Below are 24,204 nucleotides of genomic sequence, written 5' to 3'. Positions count from 1 at the left end.
TATAAACGGAGTATTCCAATGCCACGTCGTCATGTTGTCGGTCAAAGAAAAATTTTACCTGATCCGAAATTCGGTTCAGATTTACTGGCAAAATTTGTCAATATTTTAATGGTAGATGGTAAAAAATCTATCGCAGAATCAATCGTATATTCAGCTCTTGATAAATTAGCTGAGCGTAGTGGAAAAGACCACTTAGCAGCTTTCGAAGTTGCACTAGATAACGTAAGACCAACTGTAGAAGTTAAGTCTCGTCGCGTTGGTGGTTCTACATACCAAGTTCCTGTTGAAGTGCGTCCTGTTCGTCGAAATGCACTTGCAATGCGTTGGATTGTAGATGCTGCACGTAAACGTGGCGATAAATCAATGGCTTTACGCCTAGCGAATGAACTTATGGATGCTTTTGAAAACAAAGGTACCGCTGTGAAAAAACGTGAAGATGTTCATCGTATGGCTGAGGCTAATAGAGCGTTTGCACACTATCGTTGGTAATCAACCACTTATATTAAGTGGCTTGAAAATAGACTGACAGCACATATCTACTGTCAGTCCACCTAAATGATATTTTATTAAGCAAACGATTCTAAATAGAGGATTAATATGGCTCGTACAACCCCTATAGCACGCTACCGCAATATCGGTATCAGTGCACACATTGACGCAGGTAAAACGACAACAACTGAACGTATTTTGTTTTACACTGGTGTAAGTCATAAAATTGGTGAAGTTCATGATGGCGCAGCTACCATGGACTGGATGGAACAAGAACAAGAACGTGGTATTACTATCACGTCAGCGGCGACCACTGCATTCTGGTCTGGTATGGGACAACAATTTGAACCACACCGTATCAATATCATCGACACCCCGGGACACGTTGACTTCACAATCGAAGTTGAACGTTCTATGCGTGTACTTGATGGTGCAGTTATGGTTTACTGTGCGGTTGGTGGTGTGCAACCTCAATCAGAAACAGTATGGCGCCAAGCAAACAAATATAAAGTTCCACGTATCGCATTTGTAAACAAAATGGACCGTATGGGTGCTAACTTCTTACGTGTTGTAGAACAAATCAAAACACGTTTAGCAGCAGTACCTGTTCCATTAGTATTACCAATCGGTGCTGAAGAAGGATTTACTGGTGTAGTTGATTTACTTAAACGTAAAGCAATTAACTGGAACGATGCTGATCAAGGCGTAACATTTACTTATGAAGATGTGCCTGCAGACATGGTTGAGCAAGTCGAAGAATGGCGTGCTAACTTAATGGAAGCTGCAGCTGAAGCAAACGAAGAGTTAATGGAAAAATACCTTGGTGGTGAAGAGTTAACTGAAGAAGAAGTGAAAAAAGCATTACGTGAACGCGTACTTGCTAATGAAATCATCTTAGTAACTTGTGGTAGTGCCTTTAAAAATAAAGGTGTTCAATTCATGCTTGATGCAGTTGTTGAATATTTACCAGCACCGACTGATGTTCCAGCGATTAAAGGTGAATTACCAGATGGTGAACCAGCAGAACGTCATTCAAGTGATGATGAACCATTCTCATCATTAGCATTTAAAATTGCAACTGACCCATTTGTTGGTAACTTAACATTCTTCCGTGTTTACTCTGGTGTGGTTAACTCTGGTGATACTGTTCTTAACTCTGTTAAAGATAAAAAAGAACGCTTTGGTCGTATCGTTCAGATGCACGCTAACAAACGTGAAGAAATCAAAGAAGTTCGCGCTGGCGACATCGCTGCAGCAATCGGTCTTAAAGACGTAACAACAGGTGATACATTATGTGCTGAAAGCGCACCTATCATTCTTGAAAGAATGGAGTTCCCTGAACCTGTTATTTCTGTTGCAGTAGAACCAAAAACTAAAGCTGACCAAGAAAAAATGGGCCTTGCTTTAGGTCGACTAGCACAAGAAGATCCTTCATTCCGTGTACACACTGATGAAGAATCAGGTCAAACTATCATTTCTGGTATGGGTGAACTACACTTAGAAATCATCGTTGACCGTATGAAACGTGAATTTAAAGTGGAAGCAAATGTTGGTAAACCACAAGTTGCTTACCGTGAAACAATTCGCAATGAAGTTGAACAAGAAGGTAAATTTGTTCGTCAGTCTGGTGGTCGTGGTCAATATGGTCATGTATGGTTAAAAATCAAACCATTGGAAGCGGGTGGCGAAGGCTACAAATTCAACAACGAAATTGTTGGTGGTGTGGTTCCTAAAGAATACATCCCAGCAGTTGATAAAGGCTGTCAAGAACAAATGAAAAACGGTGTTCTTGCTGGTTACCCAATTGTTGATGTTGAAGTCACTATCTTTGATGGTTCTTACCATGATGTCGACTCATCAGAAATGGCATTTAAAATTGCCGGTTCAATGGCATTTAAAGAAGGCTTCATGAAAGCTAAACCTGTGCTTTTAGAACCGATTATGAAAGTAGAAGTTGAAACCCCTGAAGATTATATGGGTGACGTTATCGGTGACTTAAACCGTCGTCGTGGTATGATCGAAGGTATGGAAGATACTGCAACTGGTAAAACAGTTAAAGCACAAGTTCCACTTTCAGAAATGTTTGGTTATGCAACAGACCTTCGTTCGCAAACACAAGGTCGTGCTTCTTACTCAATGGAGTTCTTGAAGTACAATGAAGCACCAACAAATATTGCAACCGCAATTATTGAAGCTCGTAAAGCGAAATAATTATTTATATAAATAAAGTAACACTTCCCTATTAAATTAGGGAAGTGGTTAAATAAAGGAACATTAAGATGTCTAAAGAAAAATTTGAACGTACAAAACCCCACGTTAACGTTGGTACAATCGGCCACGTTGACCATGGTAAAACAACTTTAACTGCTGCAATTACGTCTGTACTTGCTAAAAAATACGGCGGTCAAGCTCGTGCATTCGATCAAATCGATAACGCACCAGAAGAAAAAGCACGTGGTATTACCATCAATACTTCACACGTTGAATACGATACACCAACTCGTCACTACGCACACGTAGACTGTCCGGGCCATGCTGACTATGTTAAAAACATGATCACTGGTGCTGCACAAATGGACGGCGCTATCTTAGTAGTAGCAGCAACTGACGGTCCTATGCCACAAACTCGTGAGCACATCCTTTTAGGACGTCAAGTAGGTGTTCCTTACATCATCGTATTCTTAAACAAATGTGATATGGTTGATGATGAAGAATTATTAGAATTAGTTGAAATGGAAGTACGTGAACTTCTATCTCAATACGATTTCCCAGGTGATGACACACCAGTTATTCGTGGTTCAGCGTTAAAAGCGTTAGAAGGCGATGCAGCATGGGAAGACAAAATTGTTGAATTAGCTGAAGCTTTAGATACTTATATTCCAGAGCCAGAGCGTGATATCGACAAACCATTCCTACTTCCAATTGAAGACGTATTCTCAATTTCAGGACGTGGTACAGTAGTAACAGGTCGTGTAGAACGCGGTGTAATCAAAGTTGGTGAAGAAGTTGAAATCGTTGGTATCAAACCGACTACAAAGACAACTTGTACTGGTGTTGAAATGTTCCGTAAATTACTTGACGAAGGTCGAGCAGGTGAAAACGTAGGTGTGTTACTACGTGGTACTAAACGTGAAGAAATCGAACGTGGTCAAGTATTAGCTAAACCAGGTTCAATCACACCACATACAGACTTTGAATCAGAAGTTTATATTTTAAGTAAAGAAGAAGGCGGACGTCATACTCCATTCTTCAAAGGTTACCGTCCACAGTTCTACTTCCGTACAACTGACGTAACAGGTACTATCGAGTTACCAGAAGGTGTAGAAATGGTAATGCCAGGCGATAATATCAAAATGACAGTATCATTAATTCACCCAATTGCGATGGCAGAAGGTTTACGTTTTGCGATTCGTGAAGGTGGCCGTACTGTTGGTGCGGGTGTTGTTGCTAAAGTTATTAAATAATTTTAGATAATAACTAGAGCACGATGAGTGCTCTTAATTAGCTCAGAAGCAGGTGCACAATGTGCACCTGTTTTTTTATCCCATAAAAAAGAAAGCAAATTGCCGTCTATAATACAATATCGTTTAACAATCCTTTTTTGATTGTCTTATTGTGACTGTAACAATAATGTTTTATTCAATATCTTGATTGATGGCATCAAGGATTTGTTGATTCAGATTTAAAAAATCGCCCGTATTTAAGGTAGATTTATTTCTTGGCCGCATTTGATTAACGGGAAAAATTGCTTTAATCCCTTTTTGTTTCACTGATAATAAAACAATTCTATCAGAAAGATAAATTGCCTCTTCAACATCATGAGTAATAAAGATTACAGTGAGCCGATGTTGTTCCCATATTTTAGTCAATAATGTTTGCATTTGATGACGAGTAATTGCATCTAATGCACCAAATGGTTCATCCATTAATAAAATCTTAGGACGATATGAAATCGCTCTCGCCAACGCAACGCGTTGTTTCATACCTCCCGATAATTGATTAGGATAAACCTTAGCAAACTTAGATAAATTGACTAACTCAAGGTGTTCTTTGGCAATATCACGGCTTTCGTGACCAGAGTAACCGGCAGCTGAAAGCGCAAATTCAACATTCTGCTGGACAGTAAGCCAAGGTAATAAAGTGTAAGATTGAAAAACCACACCACGATCAAGCCCTGGGGTATAAATGGGTTTATCATCCACGAAAACTTCACCACTATCATAAGATTCTAAACCTGCGATAATCGATAATAGTGTACTTTTACCACAACCAGAAGCGCCAACAATTGAAACAAATTCATTATCATTAACCGATAAATTTATATCACTTAATACATTGCGCTGATGCTTACCTAAACAAAAACTTTTATTCAGATGTTTGATAGTTAAGCTCGCCATTATTTTGACCTCACATTATAGCGGAATAGTATTTTTTCAAATAGGCGCATTAACTGATCTGTTATTAATCCCAATAAACCTAAAATTAAAATATAACCAATGATAGTATCCGTTTGAAAATAACGCTGTGAAAGTAGAATTCGATAGCCCAAACCCGACGTTGCCGCGACTAATTCAGCGACAACCAACCAAGTCCATGCCCAACCAAGACTAATACGTAAGGTATCCCAAATAGCAGGCAAAGCAGAAGGGATAACAATCTTGAAAAGAATTTTACTTTCACTCATCCCTAACGTTCGCCCTAAACCAATAAAATCGGCTGGTACACGTTTAGTCGCATCAATCACCATTAAAACTTGTTGAAAAAAAGTACCAATCCAAATAATGATAAATTTTTGCTGATCGCCAGTACCGAACCATAAAATAGTTAATGGTACAAATGCTACAACAGGCATATATCGAATAAAATCAACTAATGGCTCAATAATGGCTTTACCAACCGCAAAACAGCCAGCTAACACGCCAATGATAATTGACATAATCGACGAAATAATAAAAGCGGTAAGAATTCGATAAACACTGACTTGAATATCAGAAATTAATGTACCATTATCCCATAAGGCAACAAGCCGCTGCCAAACCGATGGAGGGGAAGGAATAAATATAGGTTGAACTAAACCGTAAGTTGTCACACCCCACCATAACACCAAAAGTAAGCCAAATGTCACTATTGAAATTGTTAACATACTACGGCGCGAGAGCTGCCTACCTATTGTAAATATACGCTGTGACGTGTGTTTGCCTTGTAAGGACTTTTTAGATACCATTATTGCAACTCAACTACTCATACTTAATAAATACTAACAATTTAAACACTAACTTTCATACCTAGTTAGATAAATTATCAACAAATCGACTATCAATAACATTTTCATAGCTTATTGGTTGCATAATCATACCTGCTGAGGTAGCCGCTTTTAATATTTGTGCAAATGTATTTTGTTTAAATGCTCCATTGAATTGCTGATTATTATCAGCAATAGATAGATATTCGACACCATCAAAAGCAGTGGTGATTTCTTCCGGTGACTCACCAATACCTCTTACAATAATTGCGCGTCCATCTTGAGTATTTTGATGATAATAACGTACAGCATCATTCCAACTCTTAACAAGTGCATAAACTTTGCCTGGATTTTTTTCAATTACTTCATTACGAACAACAAAGGCATCACTAATCAAACCTGGAACTTGCGCACCATCATATAATACTTGAATAGAAGCATCATTTGCTTTACTTACGGTAATATATGGCTCATAAGTTACAGCGACATTGACGCGTTTAGTGATTAATGCAGAGCCTGCTGAAGCTGCTGGCATTGGTACTGGGGTAATTTGATCCCATGCTATGTTGGCTTTATCTAACGCATTACGTAATAAGATATCGCTGGTGGTACCTTCTTCATAAGCTATAGACTTACCTTTTAAATCTGCTAATGTTTTGATGCTTGGCTCAACTAAAATAGCATCTGAAGTTTTACTGGTATCAAGTAATAAAATAATTTTAACTGGAATGCCTGCTGCTACCATACTCATAGCGGTATGGGTTGCTACATTCGCACCATCAATTTGTCCGCTGGCTAAAGCCGCATTAATATCTTTATCTTCAATAAAATTGATCATTGATACATTGGTTAAACCATTTTCGTTAAAAAAACCTTTTTCTTTAGCAATATACCATTGTCCATAACCAAGCCAAGGTTGAATACCAATAGTGACATTTGGTGATTCTGGTTGTGGGATTTGATCGGCAATTGCTAAAGGATGGAAAAATATAGCGGTGAACGTTAAGATTAAGGACGATAATTTTACTACGATGTTTTTAAGCATAACTGCAACCAATTAAAAAATATTCAATATGGTTTTAATATAACCGATTTTTTAGCATAACAGCAAGATAGATATTCGTTTTATAACAATATATCAACATTACTATCAAAAACCGTTATTAATAAATATAAAGATATAACTAAGACTACACTAATTGTATTAAATAAGATTATTGTTTGTAGTCTTTAAATTAGAATCTATTTGAAAAATTTATTTTTTAAGCTTTGAATAAAGGCATAATCAACTTCGATAGGATAACTATTTGGTTGCCAATTCTTCAAGAAAACAACTTGTTGCCAACTGACAGCCAAACAAATCGTGTTTGTATGACTGTCACTTTCTAGCGAGGGCTCCGACGCCAACCACTCGAGCGTTTGCAACGACTCGCTGCTGGCTTTTGTCTTTAAGTTCGTGAAACTCACTTCCAGACAACGTCGCTTAAACCATGCATGATACTCAGCCATATCAAATTCATGCGCTAGCTGTCCACCAAAATCGGTTATTACCGCTTCTGGTAGCCGCTCGCTCAATTTATTGAACGGAAATGCACACGTCACAACATATCGATTTTGGTATTTTTTCAATTGCATTGCACGAACGTTAAAACGATAACCAAGTACTTCTGTTAAAATATAAACACCTTGATTATAAGCTCGTAAAAAGACACCATCTTTAAACAAGAGAATGCCTTTAAATTGCTGCTGATTATTCAACTTCTTAATAATAGTCATTTTAATATTTTTGCTCATTTTGAAAGATAAGATATGGTTTGATATAACAAACCATTATTTCTTACACACAACCCGAAGCTCAATAGTACTATCACGCAAATCGGTATTTCTTGAGTCAATACCAATAGATACATTGCCATCATGTCCCACAACTAAAAAATGAGAGTAATTCGGAAGATCTACTTCATTTGTCCAATAATGCGTTTTTCCAGTCCAAGATGAACCAGGATAAGAGACATCAGCATTTATTGTACCCCACTCCGGTAATAAACCTTGTCCTATAGCTCGAGTAAATGTATTGTCATGATACTGCCAAAGCAAAGGACCGGATACCTTACTCTGTGGTGAATTAGTTAATTCTGAACGTGTTAGCATATATTGTGAACCACCACATTGATTTTTAGCCTCTGACCAATTACCAATAAATGTTTTTTGTGGTTCAACCCAAACTGTTGTTGGGTCAAAAATATAATCATGAACAACTGTCGGTTTTCTTCGTAGTGTTGTTCTAACTTGAATCGGTCCGGTTGGTTTATTATTTAAACGGATATTACCCAAGTGATCAATGGAAGCTCCATTACCAGGGTTTTGCAACAACGAAAAATCATAATCTGATTGAGCACCGGTCATAACTAATTGAAATTGTGCACCAACAAAACCTGTAGTTGGGAACTTACGAGAGGAGATAATTGGATCAGCTCTAAATCCCTTGTTTGCAATATAATCGTCATTATATCCCCCGCCATATAGTGGATGAGATTGATGAGAACCACTACTTCTCCAACCAGGTAGTAGTGTCCCATTTGCATCAAACATACGCCACTCTAAGTCTGGAAAACTGACTAGCGAATAAGGTGCGGCATAACAAATTTTTGATTTAGGAGCGATTTGATAACGTTTCACTATTGGTACATAATCACTTTCCCTCGGCATGCCATATTTAGAATAGGTCTTTACTTGTGTTGTAATCTCAAGTGTTAATGGCATCGGATAACTACTTCCACACCCCATCGTTTTACTAGTATCTGTAATTAATTTTCCATTACCGTCATACCACTGTTTACTGGTAAGTGAGAGTAAAAACGGCTTTGATGTATCTATTCCATCGCCATCTTTATCTGCATAATTTAATGTGTTATCCAATGAATTATAGTAAAAATTCTTAACGATAAAATTTTCAGGACTTAACTCACCACTAAATTCCTTAACTTCATTGCCCTTAATGTTATTACTTGCTTCACTGTAAAAAACACCATTAACCGTAAATCCTTGTTTATTCGCTGCCAAATCGATATTTATCACTTCCGGTGCACTACCTTCTATCGCTTTCGCTGTCGTTGTACTTAATGCTTGGGCTGGGTGAATCGTCAATAAAATAAAAAATATGAATAATGAGCGTTGCGCTAATTTCGATTGAATTGATTTAAAATAATCTATTACATATAAATTATTTAACGAAATAATGCTCGAAGAGTGTTTAAAGTGATATAAAAATTTTAAAGATGAAATAAAAGAGATAAAAGACGATAAGTGCGAGGATAATTCGCTGGCGCGATGACTTTTTGTACCTAGACTATTTAATAATGCCCGATGCCCGATGCCCGATGCCCGATGCCCGATTAAGACCATATTTTAACATATTTTTACTGCTCCCTTATAATAATTTTCAATAAATTTTGATATAATTCATTAAGATATAACAAAAAGCACATTACTGATTAAATCAAATAGTTGATTACAAATCATAGTAAAATGCGTTGCAATAGTAAAATAGATAACAATCTAAATGAATATTTTATGTCATTTATTATACTAAAAAAGTTAGTAAATTATTTTATACTAAAATCAATATGCTAACAATTACATGTATAAAGACAAGTCGCCATGACTTAATAACGTTTTTTTGCTATAGTAGGCCCTATTTTATTCAATTTGGATTAATCATATATTATGGAATCTATACCTAACTGCCCTAAATGCCATTCAGAACATACCTATCATGATGGTACTTTTTATGTTTGTCCTGAATGTGCTTATGAGTGGGACCCAAACCAAGCTACTGAAGCATCTGACGAGCTTCAAGTAAAAGATAGCAATGGAAATTTACTGGCTGATGGCGATGATATTATTTTAATTAAAGATCTTAAATTAAAAGGATCATCAACTGTGCTGAAAAAAGGTGCTAAAGCAAAAGGTATTCGTTTAGTAGAAGGCGATCATGAAATCGATTGTAAAATTGATGGCATGAAAATCATGCTAAAAGCCTGCTTTGTTAAGAAAGCTTAGTTAGTGACTATTTGTAATGCTGTTCCAATCAGTGTTACAAATAGTTTTCCCGCCAATTGTTCCGCAAACTTGTTTTAAAACTTCTTAGGCTATTAATGCTCATCTAACTGCTTTACATTGACAATATTCACTTTTAAGCTCATTTTGTATTTAGATCATGTTGGTAAATCAATCACCATATAACCGATTGAAAATAAGGTTAACAACATGAAGTGTTATGCAGTTGTAATTTTTGTTTATTACAACATTAAGGAGAATAATCATGTTTAAAAAAGTGATAATTGTATTGTTTTTTAGCTTTAGCTCGCTTCAACTCGCTTTAGCAGCAACTTATGATGAAGCAGCCGAGGCAGCACAAAATCAACAGTATGATGTTGCATATAAGCTTTTTCAAAAAGCCATTAAAGAAAATGATGACCCACGAGCATACAATAGTCTTGGTACCTTATATGAGAAAGGTTTAGGTGTTGAACAAAATTATCAAACTGCAGTAAAGTATTATAAAAAAGCAGCTGAAAAAGGTAATGTAAAAGCCAATGGTAACCTAGCTGTATTATATGAACTCGGTCGAGGCGTAAAACAAGATTGGGGTACCGCAATGGGATATTATTTTACCGGACTAAATGAAGGTGATGGCAAATCAATGAATAATCTGGGTGTAATGGCACTTAACGGCGAAATCTTACCACAAAACACGTCTGTTGCTTGGGCTTTATTTGCCAGTGCAGTCAATCAAGGTGATAGAGAAGCACCAAATAATTTAGCTGTTCTACAAAGTAAAATGACAAAAGCAGAGCTAGAACAAGGCAAAGTAGTGTACAACGCCTTACATCAAAAAAATAGTAAAAAACCGCCAATGGATATCATGCTTGATTATCTAGGTTGGCATGAAAATTAATAGTCTAGCTAAACAAAATTTAAATTAAAATAAATATTATATTAAGGGACGATAATCACATCATCCCTTAATTATTTATCCTTGATAACTCTTTTTATCTAAAAAATTATAGCTGGAGTGATTTATATGTAAATATAGCTATTGCTTACAAGCAATATAATTAATTTTCCCTATTTTGTTTTCATAGCCATCATAACCGACTCCACCATTAACACTATGTACAACAAAGTGCCTGTCTGGTGAATAGTAATCTCTGGTCCAATAATGCTCATTGCGCCAATTAGAATCTGGATAACTTGTTTGATTCATTTGTCCCCACTCAGCACTAAGTCCACCGCCTATCTTGCGAGTATAGTTATTATCGAAATAAGTCCAAAATTGAGGAGCTTGATTTTGTGGTGAATTAGTCAGTTCTTGCCGACTTAATACATTTGATTCACTACCACACTTATCTTGAACAGCAACGGCCCAAATAGCAGAATAATCCCCTGTAGGCACCGCCCAAACCGATGTTGGATTAAAAGTATAATCAAACGTGATCGCTGGCTCTCTTTTCAGCGTGGCACGTATAGTTACATTACCCACAGGTTTCTTGTTTAAAGTAACAAACCCATCTGCACTAACCGTAACCACATCGCTTGTTGGTGTTATTAAAGAAAAACGATAATCATATTGCGAACCCGCCATTACTAACTGAAATTTAGCCCCAGGAAAACCAGTGGTTGGAAATTTTTTTCCATTTGATTGTGTCGGTGATGCTTTAAAACCAAAATTCAGTACATAATCAGTGGTGCGCCCACCACCATATATCGAACTAATTTGCGCATTATTGAGATTCCAAGGTTGTGAATTACCATTGTCATCAAAACTATGCCACTGGGCATTTTCAACAGTAATGGTTGCGTTAGGTTTTGCAAAACATATGGCAGGTTTAGTGGCAATTTTATACTCTTTTTTTAATGTTATATATTCACTCTCATCGGGTATCCCATATTGTGATTTAACCTTAACTTGTGTAGCAATAACCAGTTTTAGAGGCATATAATAACCACTACCACAGCCAATACTATGCTGATATTCACTTGAATCTATTTGCTTACCGCTATTATCAAACCACTTATATTCAGTTTCAGTAATAACAAAAGGGGTATTTAAATGGGCACCATCACCATCACTATCTTTATAATTGTTTAACACTACCAGATTGCTGGTGTCATAATTTTGAACTTGAAAATTATCAAAGGTAAATTCTCCATCAAACACTTTTATTTCTGTTGATTTGATATTATTGTCAAATTCACGATACAAGATACCATTCACTTTGAACCCAAGCTTATTGGTAGCATTTTGAACATCAACAAATCTAGGTGAATTACCAATAATTTTTTGAGATGTTACCGCAGATAGCGCATTAGCAGAATTAATTGGCAATAAAAAAGTAGCGAGCAAAATTAAAATAACAAGGATATCGATTACTTTTATACGACATACAGTTCGATAATTTTTAGTGGTAATTGCATAAAGTAGAAAATAGTTGAAATAAGAAGAGATATAAAAAAGAAAACCGTTATAGAACAGAAAATGATCAATTATTGTGATGCTTGATTAGGACCATATTTTAACATACTTTACCTCTTTTGACAATTATTCCTTATTTTTCATAAATATAAATATAAATTTTTCTAAAATTGAAAGAATGAATCTGTTTAATAACTATGCAATACAACGTAATTTGCATTAAATATGCTTGTATGCTAAATGAAAACGATCTTGTTGTATACCCTTATTATTATAAAAAAATGTCAAGTATATGACGGAATTATTAACACTTATTTAATCAGTTAGACCATTAATCGTTTACACATTTGTACTATAACTTGGCTTTTTGATTACTTTTCTTTTCATCAAAATAGTCATAAATTTGCAATAAAAAAGAACTCAAAATTGAATTATAAATATAACATTGTCTTATTACTGTACAATTTATAAAGGCTAGCATATAACCCTATCAATTTTAGAGTTAATTACTATCACTTAAATCCAAAAGCATGGTTGAAATATGTTCAAACATTTGTTCAAAAATAGATTCGGCAAAAACAGGTAATGTTGAAATTATGTAAGTTAACATGGTCAGTCCCAATAATAAGGTCACCGGATAGCCGACCACAAAAATGGATAATTGTGGTGTCATTCTGTTTAATAAACCAAGTGCAATGTTTATTATCAACAACAATGTCATTAACGGGAGTGCTAACATAAGACCATTTACAAATAATGATGCGCTGACCTCAATTAAAACTAAATAGCCATTTTGTTTTAAAGAGGTAAAGCTAATTGGAATGATATCAAAGCTATTAGCCAAGCCATATAACAACCACAAATGACCATTTAAACTTAAAAAAATTAACAGTGCGACGATATTAATTAAGCGCGATAATACCGAGGTTGCAGGACCACCAATTGGATCAAAAAAAGTCGCCATACCAAGTCCCATTTGCATACCAATTAATTCACCAGAAAACCTGACTGCCATAAATGCTAACTGCATAGTAAAACCCATCATGACACCGATGACAATTTGTTGCAAAATAACAGCAACCCCGATAAAAGAGTAGATCCCTAAGGTATTATCAAACTCAGGTAAGGGTAAAAGTATAGTAATAAATAAAGCTAAACCAATCTTAAGTCGCTTAGGGACCTCTTTTTCGCCGGTAATAGGAGCAACCATAATCAATGCTAAAATGCGTACAAATGGAAAAAAACATTGTTTTATCCAAGTAAACAAATCAATATTAAGTAGTTGCTGAATATTAAAATCCATTAAGCTTAACGCGTTAAGTTTGGAATATCGGTAATAACAATTCGAATATAATCAATCATTGTTGATAACATTGATGGGCCTAAAATAATGAGTACTACAACTACCGCCAGAATCTTTGGAATAAATGACAATGTCATTTCATTAATTTGAGTTGCCGCTTGTAACAAACTAATAATCAACCCAGTAATCAGTGCAGCAAGGAGTAAAGGACCAGCAAGTAAGCCTGCCACTTTTATCGCTTGCATCGCTAATGTACTGATATATTCAGATGACATAACACTCCTCAACTAAAAAAACTTTGAGCCAACGATCCTAATAATAAGTGCCACCCATCGGCTAACACAAACAGCATGATTTTAAATGGTAAAGATACCGTTGCTGGTGGAACCATCATCATACCGAGTGCCATGAGTGTGCTTGCTACCACCAAATCAATCACTAAAAAGGGAATAAAAAGAGTAAAACCGATTTGAAAAGCGGTTTTAAGTTCACTCACCACAAACGCGGGCACCAATATTTTTAAAGGAATTTCATCACGCGTTGCAATATCACCTGAATGAGACATGTTTACAAATAACGCTAAATCATCTTCACGAGTTTGAGTTAACATAAACTCTCGTAATGGTTGACTGGCTGTAGATAAGCCCTGATGCAAGGTAATTTGGTTTTGAGAGTAGGGTAAATAAGCATCTTGATAAATTTTATCAAATACCGGTGACATGATAAAAAATGTCATAAACAACGCAATACCTAATATCACTTGATTAGGTGGTGCTGACTGAGTGCCGAGTGCATTACGTAACAAACCTAATACAATAATAATCCGCGTAAAACTGGTCATTAACAGCAAAATAGCCGGAATAAAGGTCAGTAGTGTAATAAAAACTAACGTTTCAACTGGCAATGACCAGCTTTGCCCACCTTGCGCCGTGGGTTCAGCAATCAAAGAAAACGGTGAAATGTCAGCCTGACATAAGTGACTGAATAATAATAAGCTAAGTAAAAAAAAGATTTTTAACTTCACTCGTTATTACTCCTTTTTGAACTTAACGTAGACAGTAATAGTTGATGAAATAAATTATTTTTACTCGATTCTTTGCTTGCGGTAGGTTGGGATAATAACATTTCAGTACGTTGCTCATCTATCGTATGTAATAACGTCATTTGTTGTGCACTCACCCCGACAACCAATAATTGGTGATCAACATGTACTAAAATAATGCGTTCTTTTGGACTTAAATTATAGATAGATTTAACCTCGATTAACTGCTTTGTCTTTTTTTTCCAACTCAGCCGCTTGACCATCCAACCTAATAACAAAATAACGCTAATAACTAAAACAAAGGATAGCCCCATCGATGTTGCAACTTGTGTATATAGGTTCATTTCTGGCGAAGAAGACACGGTATGCTCACTTGTGGATATTGCTGGAGATGTATGTTGATTGTTACTAGACATTAACGACTCAATCTACGTACACGTTCAGAAGGTGTAATAATATCAGTAATTCGCACACCATAATTATCACCCACCACCACAATTTCACCTTGTGCAATTAAATAACCATTAATTAATATATCTAAAGGTTCACCGGCTAAACCATCTAATGCAATAACTGAGCCTTGCGTTAAATTTAAGAGATCTTTAATTGCCATTTTGGTTCGACCCAATTCAACACTTAAATTCACAGGAATATCTAAAATCAAATTGATATCTTGCTTTTTGATTTCGGTTTGTTGTGGTGATAGTGTTTCAAAAATAGTTTGTTTATTCACTGATTCATCAGCCACAGCGGACGTTTGATCATCATCATTCGTTGATTTGCTATCAGTCATTAAGTGCTCCTTCATTCAGTTGTTCTAAAACAGGATTAATTACCTGTTCGACTTGAATTGCATATTGTTTATTCACTTTACCATAGTGACCTTTTAGCACTGGCACCCCACCAACAGTGACATCAAGATGTGTAGGCTTTTCAATCACTAAAATATCATTCACTTTTAAGGCTAAAAGTTTATTGACTGTGGTATGGATATGAGTAAAGTTAGCCACTAATTCAACGGTCGATTGTTTAATACCACTGGTTAACGAACTCATCCAAACGTTATCATCCTGATACGTTTGTTGTTCTACTGGCGGTTTTATTAGTAATTCTTTGATGGGTTCAACCATTGCATAGGGAATACAGATACAAAATGTAGCTTTACAATTACCAATTTCGACTTTGAATGTAGTGGTTAATACAACATCATCCGGCGAGCTGGTAATATTGGTAAATTTACTTTGGATTTCAGAACGAATATATTCAGTTTCAATTGAATATATATCTGTCCATGCATTTTGATAGATAGTTAAAGCTAGCTCTAATACTCGTTTTATAATTTGTTGTTCAGTATGAGTAAACTCTCGCCCTTCTGTTTCAACTTTAGATAAGTGACCATCACCGCCAAATAAAGTATCGACAACAATAAACACCAGTTCAGGTGAAAACGAAAATAAACTCGTCCCCCTTAGTGGATTAAGATGGACTAAATTTAGATGATTTGTTGCCGAAATTGCCGAAAACTCTTTAAATGTTTTCGGCTCAATCGGGCAAGCAATAACATCGGTATTACGACGAAGTAAATTAAATAAGCCAATGCGAAACTGGCGCGAAAAACGCTCATTAATAATTTCTAAAGCGGTTAATCGCTCTGGAATAAAGCTGTGTTTTACCGATAAATCATAGGGTTTGACTTCAATCTTTTTACCAATCGATTGCTGAGAATCAATCAAAATATCAGATTGAGCCTCTGCTGGGTTATGAGTAAACTCAGCATCTGTAGAGGGATTAATGTCAACTGTTGATTCTTGCTTATCAGACATAATACTTACCGAAGTATAAAATCAGTAAATAGCACTTCATCAATTTTTACAGAATGTTTTGCGTCATATTGACGAGTTAACGTTGACTTAATCTTCTCTTGTAAATCAGTTTTACCGTTCTCTTTTTTAAGATTATTAACATACTGCTTTGATGCCAAAAGTAAAACATCACTTCTCACTTCTGGTAAATACTCTAATAAAACTGTTTTTTGTTGCTCATCAGCAACGCGTAACACCATACCAACATACAAAATTTTAGTCGCATCACTGTTATCTTCGGCAACCGGTAACGAAAGAGTGAAAGGTTTTAAAGTTAAAAATACCGGAGATACAATTGGTGTTTCTTGCTCAACTTGAGGCTTGTTACTTGAATGATTTTGTAACCACAAATAAACTGCAGTGCCTGATGCTAATAACGTAATGATAATAAGTATTATGTTTAAAATACTTACTTTTTTCTTGGTAGTTTGCATATTGATTATTATCTCAGTAAAAATTAAAAATTATTTTTTGACCAGCTAAATGGTAAAAATTACAAAAATAATAAATCATGCTTAAAAATTTGATTTGAAGAATAGACAATAAAAATATCACCTATTCGACGTTTTTAACATTGAAACAACCGCTAAACACAAGCTAACTCCTTCACTTAAGCAAATATACTTAATCCTAAGTGCGATAAGGGCTTGTCACCCTCCACTTGCTCAACAGATTCATCAATGGTATCTGAATTAGCAGCAGTGAATTGAGGATTTTTACTTGATTTATATCCAGAGGATTGCTCTGAATGATGCATCGTTGAAAAATCACTAATATTGGTTTGCGCTAAACTCATGCCTTGTTCTTCAAGGGAAGCTCTAAGATAAGGTAATGTAGATTCCAAAACACTTTTAACCGCCGAATGGGCAACTACCATATGCATATTGATTTTATCATCGAGCAGATCAAGCTTAATATGTAACGATCCTAATTGTTCGGGGTTTAACTTGATTTCCGCACTTTGAATACCTTGACGAGTTATTAAGCTAATTTGCTCTGTCAACGCTGCTTGCCACTGTGTCACATCAACTGGCATAGGCAAATTCATCATAAAAGTCGAAGTTGTAACAGGCGCAGTTTGTTGTGAAAAAGGTTGAGTGAACGTATTAATACTGGTCACAACATGATTATCGGCTTGGGCATGAATGGCAGTATCATTATCCACAGGGTTAGTTACAAACTGATTAAATAAAGCAATTGGTTTGTTTATACTATCAGAATCCAGCATCTGACTTGGTGCATCCGTTTGCAAATAATGAGCCGCAATTGTTTTATCCACCAAATGTTCTTCCATTAAACGGTTACTAGCACCATTACGTTGATTAAAGAATTCATCTGGCTGAGAGATGTTGTTGATCAATAGTTCACTATCATTGATCGATATCAACAACTCGGTAACTTGATTATTAGCAATTGTCGGAGAATCAGCATTTTGCAAAGTATTCAATGGCAAGCTATCAACTTTAGCCGGTTGATTAGCGTTTAAGGCGCAATGCGATTTTTCAATTAAATGATTGGCAATCATATCATTCAATGTGACATCTGTTCGTGAATTAACGATTTCTAGCGGAGATGGCGTTATCCACACCATAGCTAAACAACTATCATCTTGTTGCTGATCCGCGTCACTATCATCACCTATTTTTTGTGTTGAGTTAAGGCTGTGTTGCAAACCTAACCCATGATTTTGATTAGCGTGTAATAATTGCTGAAATAAATCGCTATCCACCAACGACAAATCTTCATCAGTTGAGGGTAACTGCTTTGAAGGTGCTAATGCTACATCAGTGATTAGGTTAATATTCATTTAACGCTCTCCTGGCTAATTGTTGCTGAGCAAATTCATCTGTCAGTTTTTGTTGTAACCGGTTTTGTTGCTCTACATATTTTTGCTGCTGCTTATCTAACAATGTTTTATAAGTATTAAGATTTTTTTGAGATTGATTAAGTTCATGCGTTATCTGTTTTTTTTTGATATCTAACGTCAATAATAACTTTCTTTGTTTAGCAATACCTTGCTCTAGTGTTGCAATAAAAGCCTGAAAATTTGATAATTCATGCCCTTTAATGCCATTGAATAAAGCTTTATTCAATCGTCCTTGATACTCAAGATAATACTCATTTAATAAATTGAGCTGAGACTGAGCATGGCGCTGATTATCATCAGCTTTTTTTAACTTAATTAACGTATCATCTAGCGATTTTTTCGCTAACTTTTTTAATGTTAAAAACGCCAAATACCCTGAATTTTTATTCATCATTCCCCCCTTTTTAATTAGTTAAAATGGGTTGCAACATACTGGCTAATTGTTGATAAGCATCTTGATAACTACAATGTTCATCAATACCCTGTTGTAAAAAATCTTTCATTGCTGGGTACAAAGTGATAGCACTGTCTAATAGAGGATCGGTGCCCGAAACATAAGCACCGACATTAATCAAATCACGATTTCGTTGAAAACTCGAAAATAGCTGTTTAAATAACCGAGATTTTTTTTCATCGGCAACAGGTGTTAAATCAGTCATGACACGGCTAATTGACGCTTCAATATCAATCGCTGGGTAATGCCCGGATTCTGCGAGTGAACGTGATAATACAATATGCCCATCTAAAATAGCACGTGCTGAGTCTGCAATCGGATCTTGCTGATCATCGCCTTCAGTTAATACGGTATAAAATGCAGTAATCGATCCTTGACCTTTATCATCATTACCTGCCCTTTCAACTAATGCCGGTAATTTAGCAAATACCGAAGGTGGATAACCTTTGGTAGCTGGTGGTTCGCCAATAGCTAAAGCAATTTCTCGTTGTGCCATAGCATAACGGGTCAAAGAGTCCATAATGAGTAGCACGTTAAACCCTTGGTCGCGAAAGTTTTCTGCAATTTTTGTTGCATATGCCGCGCCTTGTAAACGTAGCAGCGGTGAAACATCAGCAGGAGCAGCTACCACAACCGATCGCGCTAATCCTTCTTTTCCTAAAATATTTTCGATAAAATCTTTAACTTCCCGACCACGCTCACCAATTAAGCCAACGACGATAATATCGGCCTTGGTATAACGCGCCATCATCCCTAATAAAACACTTTTACCAACACCTGAACCGGCAAACAACCCCATTCTTTGCCCTCGACCAACGGTTAACAGCGCATTAATAGCTCGAATACCCACATCTAAGATCTGATCAATAGGTGTACGTTGTAGTGGATTGAGCGATGAATTTGCTAATCCTTGATATTCAATATTTTCTGGTAATGGCATACCATCTAACGGTCTTCCAGCTGCATCAACAACCCGACCCAACAATGCCATACCAATAGGTAACACTTTATGATTAAAGTGAGCTAAATCATATTGTGCGGTATACACTCTAGCACCTAACAAAATACCTTCAGTGGTATCAAAAGGCATTAAATATAGAGTTTTATCGTTAAAGCCAATGACTTCACACTCCACCGCATCGATTTTTCCATGTGATTGCCGTTCAACAAAACAATTTGATCCTAACGGTAATTTTAATCCGATAGCTTCAAGTACTAAGCCCGAAGCTTTAACTAATCGTCCATAATGCCGAATCAACGATAACGATTGCAGCTGCTGTGTGGCATAATCAATTTTAGCTGCCCATTGCTTTGCCAAGCTCACGCTACTGATTCTCTCCCTGTATACAATCGGCCATCATTTGCCAATGACAAGCATTGCTAGCATCGACTTGATTAGTATCGGTCCATATTTTACAGTCACCTAATTCAACATTCGTATCTGCAACTAATTGCCAATGATATTGTTTAATTTCATCTTGTAATAAAGGTTCAATCCATAACAGATCATCGGGATGCAGGTGCAAAGAAGCTGACTTAATTATCATCGAACCTTCGTCAATTAAGGTCTTAATGGTATGCATTAACTGTTTTTGTTTAACTTTTGATATTGTCCCTACCGTTTTTTGTGCCGCAACTAAGGCTAAATCAAACAATTGTGGGACAATTAAATCATCTATTTGATTGATAGCGGTATGAAAATGGCTAACTAAATTAGCTATTGTCTCTACTGCTTTTAATTTTTCTGCATCAAGCTGTTGTTCAATTACCGCTTTGCCTTCTTGTTGACCAATGGCATACCCTTGCTCATAACCTGCTTGTTGGCCTATATTAAACCCTTCTTCTTTCCCTAAATTAAATCCATCTTGATAAGCTTGCTCTTTTGCTTGTTGCTTGATAATGGCTAATTGTTGTTCAATAACACTGTTGTCGACTTCAATAACTTTAGGTTCTGGCTTAGGCTCAACCTTATCAGCATTTTTAGTTATTTTCTTTTTGGTTAACTTTTGCGACTTAGCTAACGTTAAATCCTGAAAACTTAATGGTTCCCAACTCATGGTATTGGTTCGATTATACATATTCGTCATCACCGCTACTTAAAATCATTTCACCACTTTCAGCTAATTTGCGCGCAATAACCAAAATTTTCTTCTGTTCTGTTTCGACTTGAGATAAGCGCACTGGTGGTCTATTTTCTAAATCTTCACGTAAAATCGAAGCGGCACGCTGTGACATATTACTTAATAGCTTGTCACGTAATGCCACAGATGCCCCTTTTAAGGCAATAATCAATGTTTCATTATCCACCTCTTTAAGTAGACGTTGGATGCTTCTATCATCAACTTCAACCAGATTTTCGAACAAGAACATTTCATCAATAATTTTCTGTGCAAGTTCACTGTCATAATCACGTAAGGAATTGATCACCAATTCTTCTTGTTGTGATTTCATCAAGTTAATAATTTCAGCCGCAGTACGAATACCACCAAGGTTATTAAGTTTAATATTTTGACCATGTAGTAACGTCGATAATGAGGCAGATAAAACCTGAAGTGCCGACGGCTCAACCCCGCCAAATGTTGCGATTCTAAGCATGACATCATTACGTAATTCATCATCAAATAGATTTAAAATTTCCGCAGCTAAATCTCGATTTAAATGAACTAAAATTGTAGCAATAATTTGTGGATGTTCTTTTTTAACTAAATCAACCGCTCTAGCTGCATCGACAAAATTAAGCATCTCAAGTCCATCTTTCGCTTCATCTAAATCGACCTCTAACAACTCATCAAGTAACCGATCGGCTTTTTCAGTACCGATTGATTTTTCGAGAATTGAACGTAAATAACCATTGGTATCGGTATTAAGTACTGCACACTCTTCAAGTGTTTTTTGACATTCATTTAAGATGTCTTTCAACTGTTCTTGAGAAAGTTGTGGTAGCGACATCATTGCACTACTAATTTGCTGTACCTCTTTGGGATTAAGGTATTGCATAACGTTAGCGGCAAGCTCTTCACCTAATACCATTAGCACGGTTGCTGCTTTTTGAGATTCACTTAAACTTAAATTCATGGATTTGTGTCCGCCTTACTTATCCAACCACGTATAATTAACGCCATGACCCGAGGATCTTTCTCGACAATTTTGCGAATATATTGTTGCTGCTGCATATTATCTTCAAATATCTTCTGCTGCTGTTTACTATGCGCCTTATAATCTAACTTATCCTCACCCGATAATTTAGTATCCGTTGAAGCATGGTTCACATTAAAGAGCTGGCGTTGTAATTTAATCCATAAAGCACGTAACATTTTGCGCCAAACAAACCATAACACTAAAACATAAACAAGATATTTAATTACTGTTTTTAGCACATCATAAAACTCATGTGTTCGCCAAAATGGCAAGCTATCATCCGTTTCGAGCGCTTGATCGGTAAATTTTAAATTTGCAACTGTCAACGTATCACCGCGTGAATCAGAAAATCCCATTGCTTGACGCGCTAATGCTTCAATATTTTCCAATTCGTCTTTATCTAATTTCACCCATTGTGGTGCTGGTTCCTTGGCATTGTCAGATTGCTCTTGTAATTGAGATTGATCCAACTGTTGTGCCATAAACTTATAATTAACCAGCACTGCAACTGACAATCGTTTAATACGCCCTTCTGGGATTTTACTGTGCACGATTTGTCTATTTACTTCAAAATTTAACGTGTTATTTGATTGTAAATTATAAATTTTTTTCTTATCGTCTTTTGATTTTGAGTCTGGATTATCATCTATTGGGGCACTCGGTGTTGGCATAGGTTGGTTTGACAAAGCGCCCGGCACACCACCTGTGTTATCGTTTGCTGCTAACTGACGATTCTCCACTTGATGCTTACTACGTAAGGTTTGCTGAGCAGTATCGCCATTGGGATCAAAGGTTTCAGATGTTGCTTCTTGCCGGCTATAATCAATATCAGCATTAACTTGCACCATAATATTTTGTTTACCTAACACTGGTGTAATGATTTTTTCGACCCGCTCTCGAATAGTATCTTCTACTTTTTGACTGTATTCTAACTGCGCTACGTTGACGTTACCGTCGCGAAATTTTTCACCCGTTAATAAATGACCTTGTTGGTCAATAATTGTGACTTTTTCTGCTTGTAATTCCGGTACACTGCTTGAAATTAAATGAACAATAGCATCTATTTGCCCTTGCGATAATGATCGTCCTGGCAACAATGTTAATGCTACAGACGCTGAAGGAAATTTTCGTTCACGTACAAATAAAGATGGCTTAGGCATCGCTAAATGCACTCTCGCATCATCCACACTACTAATAATTGAAATGGTTCTTGATAGTTCGCCTTCTAATGCGCGTTGATAATTAATCTGTTCATTAAATTGACTCATACCAAAGCTGTCTTTGTCGAGTAATTCAAAACCAACAGCACCACCTTTAGGTAGGCCTTGCTGGGCAATACGTAAGCGCGTGTCATAAACTTTATCAGCAGGAATTAAGATAGTCGATCCTGAAGATGAAAACTGATAAGGAATATTCATCTTATCAAGTTGGCTAATAATTTCGCCGCCATCTTTATCGCTCAACTGGCTAAACAAAACCCCATAATTATCATCTTTTAACCATAAATAGGCGATACTACTAATGGCAAGCACAACCACGCCAGCAACAAGCAGCAGCATTTTACGATTTTGTTTAAATTGATTGATAAATGGTAACTTACTCAATATTGATTCGCCTTTGTTACCGACAGTTTGGCTATCCATAAAAACCCTAATGCTAAACTAATTAGATTTGTTCTAGAGTTTATTATCAATCCATTTAAAAAAATCAATAGCTAAAAAAGCAAATGCTTTACCCCTTACTTGTGGCATTTAGATTTAAGGTTGTATGTTAAATTCAATCACATATTGAGCAAGTTAAGAAGAGATGACTTTTAACGCCATGAACACGCTAAATACAATTAACAATACGTTTCTAGTTGATTTTAATCAAACCAACTCCACAATAAACAACCAATCAAAGAGCGCACAATCTGATTTTACTGCGGCATTAAAAATGGCACTCGATCACATTAGCCAAACACAAATTCAGGCCCATAATCAAGCACAAGCTTTTGAACAAGGAAAGCCCAACATAACGTTAAATGAAGTGATGGTTAATATGCAAAAATCTTCGGTTTCACTTCAATTTGGTATTCAAGTGCGTAATAAACTCGTTGCTGCCTATCAAGAAGTCATGAACATGAATGTTTAAATGATGTAATTGTCTATGCTATCTTCAATTTAACAGGTTTAGCATGACTCACAGCTCGTCATATTACTATAAGCGGTTGTAAGTAACGCTAAATAAGATTCAAACATCTGATAAGTGATTGCAATATCACTTATCATAACTAAAAATCACTGGCCAACAATATCACTATTTTGCTCAACATAGTTATATTTAACCG

25 protein-coding genes are annotated in these 24,204 nt (G+C 36.1%); 6 read left to right on the top strand and 19 right to left on the bottom strand.

What is annotated here, in order from left to right:
* Positions 1-18 precede the first annotated feature (18 nt).
* The 3 genes from rpsG to tuf all read left to right on the top strand — a co-directional run bounded on the left by rpsG (position 19) and on the right by tuf (position 3,953).
* Positions 19-489 (top strand): 30S ribosomal protein S7, encoded by a 471-nt coding sequence (gene rpsG / locus A9G03_RS12105; RefSeq protein ID WP_065633265.1) that lies wholly within the window; start codon positions 19-21, stop codon positions 487-489.
* 108 nt (positions 490-597) lie between these two features.
* Positions 598-2,700, top strand: a complete 2,103-nt coding sequence (gene fusA / locus A9G03_RS12100) for an elongation factor G (protein WP_065633264.1) — start codon at positions 598-600, stop codon at positions 2,698-2,700.
* 68 nt (positions 2,701-2,768) lie between these two features.
* On the top strand, positions 2,769-3,953 hold the full coding sequence (tuf, locus tag A9G03_RS12095; protein ID WP_065633263.1) for an elongation factor Tu: 1,185 nt from the start codon (positions 2,769-2,771) through the stop codon (positions 3,951-3,953).
* 171 nt (positions 3,954-4,124) lie between these two features.
* Here the strand turns inward: tuf and A9G03_RS12090 are convergent, their stop codons facing one another.
* The 5 genes from A9G03_RS12090 to A9G03_RS12070 form a co-directional block, all read right to left on the bottom strand.
* The gene (locus A9G03_RS12090) at positions 4,125-4,886 is read right to left on the bottom strand and encodes an ABC transporter ATP-binding protein (protein ID WP_065799333.1); all 762 of its coding nucleotides are present in this window, start codon (positions 4,884-4,886) and stop codon (positions 4,125-4,127) included.
* Positions 4,886-5,713: an ABC transporter permease gene (locus A9G03_RS12085; protein WP_065633035.1), complete on the bottom strand. Its 828-nt coding sequence runs from the start codon at positions 5,711-5,713 to the stop codon at positions 4,886-4,888. The genes A9G03_RS12090 and A9G03_RS12085 overlap by 1 nt, the downstream gene beginning before the upstream one ends.
* A 61-nt stretch (positions 5,714-5,774) precedes the next feature.
* Complete coding sequence (locus A9G03_RS12080; protein WP_065799332.1) at positions 5,775-6,776, bottom strand: ABC transporter substrate-binding protein; 1,002 nt, start codon at positions 6,774-6,776, stop codon at positions 5,775-5,777.
* A gap of 197 nt (positions 6,777-6,973) precedes the next feature.
* Positions 6,974-7,507: a hypothetical protein gene (locus A9G03_RS12075; RefSeq protein WP_143425860.1), complete on the bottom strand. Its 534-nt coding sequence runs from the start codon at positions 7,505-7,507 to the stop codon at positions 6,974-6,976.
* A 54-nt stretch (positions 7,508-7,561) separates the two neighbouring features.
* A complete protein-coding gene (locus tag A9G03_RS12070) occupies positions 7,562-9,136 on the bottom strand; it encodes a hypothetical protein (protein ID WP_065799330.1) in 1,575 nt (524 codons plus the stop codon).
* A gap of 321 nt (positions 9,137-9,457) precedes the next feature.
* Here A9G03_RS12070 and A9G03_RS12065 point away from each other — a divergent pair, with 321 nt between their 5' ends.
* Both A9G03_RS12065 and A9G03_RS12060 read left to right on the top strand, forming a co-directional pair.
* Positions 9,458-9,793 (top strand): zinc ribbon domain-containing protein YjdM, encoded by a 336-nt coding sequence (locus tag A9G03_RS12065; protein ID WP_065633037.1) that lies wholly within the window; start codon positions 9,458-9,460, stop codon positions 9,791-9,793.
* Positions 9,794-10,055: 262 nt separating this feature from the next.
* Positions 10,056-10,691 (top strand): tetratricopeptide repeat protein, encoded by a 636-nt coding sequence (locus A9G03_RS12060; protein WP_065633038.1) that lies wholly within the window; start codon positions 10,056-10,058, stop codon positions 10,689-10,691.
* A gap of 138 nt (positions 10,692-10,829) precedes the next feature.
* Here A9G03_RS12060 and A9G03_RS12055 read toward each other — a convergent pair whose 3' ends face one another.
* The 14 genes from A9G03_RS12055 to fliF form a co-directional block, all read right to left on the bottom strand.
* Positions 10,830-12,122: a hypothetical protein gene (locus tag A9G03_RS12055; RefSeq protein ID WP_143425859.1), complete on the bottom strand. Its 1,293-nt coding sequence runs from the start codon at positions 12,120-12,122 to the stop codon at positions 10,830-10,832.
* A gap of 589 nt (positions 12,123-12,711) precedes the next feature.
* Positions 12,712-13,512 carry a flagellar biosynthetic protein FliR gene (gene fliR / locus A9G03_RS12050; RefSeq protein ID WP_065799328.1) on the bottom strand — a complete coding sequence of 267 codons (801 nt, stop codon included), beginning with the start codon at positions 13,510-13,512 and terminating at the stop codon, positions 12,712-12,714.
* Positions 13,513-13,517: 5 nt separating this feature from the next.
* Positions 13,518-13,787: a flagellar biosynthesis protein FliQ gene (gene fliQ, locus A9G03_RS12045; RefSeq protein WP_065633041.1), complete on the bottom strand. Its 270-nt coding sequence runs from the start codon at positions 13,785-13,787 to the stop codon at positions 13,518-13,520.
* A gap of 8 nt (positions 13,788-13,795) precedes the next feature.
* Positions 13,796-14,536 (bottom strand): flagellar type III secretion system pore protein FliP, encoded by a 741-nt coding sequence (fliP, locus tag A9G03_RS12040; protein ID WP_306453258.1) that lies wholly within the window; start codon positions 14,534-14,536, stop codon positions 13,796-13,798.
* Complete coding sequence (locus A9G03_RS12035) at positions 14,533-14,970, bottom strand: FliO/MopB family protein (protein WP_065799327.1); 438 nt, start codon at positions 14,968-14,970, stop codon at positions 14,533-14,535. Before A9G03_RS12035 ends, fliP begins: the two co-directional genes overlap by 4 nt.
* The gene (gene fliN / locus A9G03_RS12030) at positions 14,970-15,347 is read right to left on the bottom strand and encodes a flagellar motor switch protein FliN (RefSeq protein WP_065633043.1); all 378 of its coding nucleotides are present in this window, start codon (positions 15,345-15,347) and stop codon (positions 14,970-14,972) included. Before fliN ends, A9G03_RS12035 begins: the two co-directional genes overlap by 1 nt.
* Positions 15,340-16,377: a flagellar motor switch protein FliM gene (gene fliM, locus A9G03_RS12025; RefSeq protein WP_065633044.1), complete on the bottom strand. Its 1,038-nt coding sequence runs from the start codon at positions 16,375-16,377 to the stop codon at positions 15,340-15,342. Before fliM ends, fliN begins: the two co-directional genes overlap by 8 nt.
* Before the next feature lie 5 nt (positions 16,378-16,382).
* The gene (locus tag A9G03_RS12020; protein WP_065799326.1) at positions 16,383-16,850 is read right to left on the bottom strand and encodes a flagellar basal body-associated FliL family protein; all 468 of its coding nucleotides are present in this window, start codon (positions 16,848-16,850) and stop codon (positions 16,383-16,385) included.
* Between the two features lie 176 nt (positions 16,851-17,026).
* Positions 17,027-18,223, bottom strand: coding sequence for a flagellar hook-length control protein FliK (locus A9G03_RS12015; protein WP_065799325.1), 1,197 nt, complete (start codon positions 18,221-18,223; stop codon positions 17,027-17,029).
* On the bottom strand, positions 18,213-18,674 hold the full coding sequence (fliJ, locus tag A9G03_RS12010; RefSeq protein WP_065633047.1) for a flagellar export protein FliJ: 462 nt from the start codon (positions 18,672-18,674) through the stop codon (positions 18,213-18,215). The genes A9G03_RS12015 and fliJ overlap by 11 nt, the downstream gene beginning before the upstream one ends.
* Before the next feature lie 13 nt (positions 18,675-18,687).
* Entirely contained in the window at positions 18,688-20,055 is a 1,368-nt protein-coding gene (gene fliI / locus A9G03_RS12005) for a flagellar protein export ATPase FliI (RefSeq protein WP_218837134.1), read from the bottom strand.
* 7 nt (positions 20,056-20,062) lie between these two features.
* On the bottom strand, positions 20,063-20,815 hold the full coding sequence (locus tag A9G03_RS12000) for a FliH/SctL family protein (RefSeq protein WP_065633048.1): 753 nt from the start codon (positions 20,813-20,815) through the stop codon (positions 20,063-20,065).
* Positions 20,808-21,812, bottom strand: coding sequence for a flagellar motor switch protein FliG (gene fliG, locus A9G03_RS11995; protein WP_065633049.1), 1,005 nt, complete (start codon positions 21,810-21,812; stop codon positions 20,808-20,810). Before fliG ends, A9G03_RS12000 begins: the two co-directional genes overlap by 8 nt.
* On the bottom strand, positions 21,809-23,518 hold the full coding sequence (fliF, locus tag A9G03_RS11990; RefSeq protein WP_065633050.1) for a flagellar basal-body MS-ring/collar protein FliF: 1,710 nt from the start codon (positions 23,516-23,518) through the stop codon (positions 21,809-21,811). Before fliF ends, fliG begins: the two co-directional genes overlap by 4 nt.
* Positions 23,519-23,696: 178 nt before the next feature.
* Between fliF and fliE the strand changes: the two genes are divergently transcribed.
* A complete protein-coding gene (gene fliE, locus A9G03_RS11985) occupies positions 23,697-24,008 on the top strand; it encodes a flagellar hook-basal body complex protein FliE (protein WP_065799345.1) in 312 nt (103 codons plus the stop codon).
* Positions 24,009-24,204: the final 196 nt, after the last annotated feature.

The sequence above is a fragment of the Gilliamella sp. wkB171 genome, assembly GCF_001693755.1.
Lineage (GTDB): Bacteria > Pseudomonadota > Gammaproteobacteria > Enterobacterales > Orbaceae > Gilliamella > Gilliamella apicola_F.
The sequence above is the reverse complement of the archived record's forward strand: the minus strand, read 5'-3'. Positions and strand labels throughout refer to the sequence as shown.

Bases quoted from the DNA above. Each gene is read 5' to 3' on its own strand.
- rpsG (WP_065633265.1), top strand. From the start codon at position 19: ATGCCACGTCGTCATGTTGTCGGTCAAAGAAAAATTTTACCTGATCCG.
- fusA (WP_065633264.1), top strand. From the start codon at position 598: ATGGCTCGTACAACCCCTATAGCACGCTACCGCAATATCGGTATCAGT.
- tuf (WP_065633263.1), top strand. From the start codon at position 2,769: ATGTCTAAAGAAAAATTTGAACGTACAAAACCCCACGTTAACGTTGGT.
- A9G03_RS12090 (WP_065799333.1), bottom strand. From the start codon at position 4,886: ATGGCGAGCTTAACTATCAAACATCTGAATAAAAGTTTTTGTTTAGGT.
- A9G03_RS12085 (WP_065633035.1), bottom strand. From the start codon at position 5,713: ATGGTATCTAAAAAGTCCTTACAAGGCAAACACACGTCACAGCGTATA.
- A9G03_RS12080 (WP_065799332.1), bottom strand. From the start codon at position 6,776: ATGCTTAAAAACATCGTAGTAAAATTATCGTCCTTAATCTTAACGTTC.
- A9G03_RS12075 (WP_143425860.1), bottom strand. From the start codon at position 7,507: ATGACTATTATTAAGAAGTTGAATAATCAGCAGCAATTTAAAGGCATT.
- A9G03_RS12070 (WP_065799330.1), bottom strand. From the start codon at position 9,136: ATGGTCTTAATCGGGCATCGGGCATCGGGCATCGGGCATCGGGCATTA.
- A9G03_RS12065 (WP_065633037.1), top strand. From the start codon at position 9,458: ATGGAATCTATACCTAACTGCCCTAAATGCCATTCAGAACATACCTAT.
- A9G03_RS12060 (WP_065633038.1), top strand. From the start codon at position 10,056: ATGTTTAAAAAAGTGATAATTGTATTGTTTTTTAGCTTTAGCTCGCTT.
- fliR (WP_065799328.1), bottom strand. From the start codon at position 13,512: ATGGATTTTAATATTCAGCAACTACTTAATATTGATTTGTTTACTTGG.
- fliQ (WP_065633041.1), bottom strand. From the start codon at position 13,787: ATGTCATCTGAATATATCAGTACATTAGCGATGCAAGCGATAAAAGTG.
- A9G03_RS12035 (WP_065799327.1), bottom strand. From the start codon at position 14,970: ATGTCTAGTAACAATCAACATACATCTCCAGCAATATCCACAAGTGAG.
- fliN (WP_065633043.1), bottom strand. From the start codon at position 15,347: ATGACTGATAGCAAATCAACGAATGATGATGATCAAACGTCCGCTGTG.
- fliM (WP_065633044.1), bottom strand. From the start codon at position 16,377: ATGTCTGATAAGCAAGAATCAACAGTTGACATTAATCCCTCTACAGAT.
- A9G03_RS12020 (WP_065799326.1), bottom strand. From the start codon at position 16,850: ATGCAAACTACCAAGAAAAAAGTAAGTATTTTAAACATAATACTTATT.
- A9G03_RS12015 (WP_065799325.1), bottom strand. From the start codon at position 18,223: ATGAATATTAACCTAATCACTGATGTAGCATTAGCACCTTCAAAGCAG.
- fliJ (WP_065633047.1), bottom strand. From the start codon at position 18,674: ATGAATAAAAATTCAGGGTATTTGGCGTTTTTAACATTAAAAAAGTTA.
- A9G03_RS12000 (WP_065633048.1), bottom strand. From the start codon at position 20,815: ATGTATAATCGAACCAATACCATGAGTTGGGAACCATTAAGTTTTCAG.
- fliG (WP_065633049.1), bottom strand. From the start codon at position 21,812: ATGAATTTAAGTTTAAGTGAATCTCAAAAAGCAGCAACCGTGCTAATG.
- fliF (WP_065633050.1), bottom strand. From the start codon at position 23,518: ATGGATAGCCAAACTGTCGGTAACAAAGGCGAATCAATATTGAGTAAG.
- fliE (WP_065799345.1), top strand. From the start codon at position 23,697: ATGAACACGCTAAATACAATTAACAATACGTTTCTAGTTGATTTTAAT.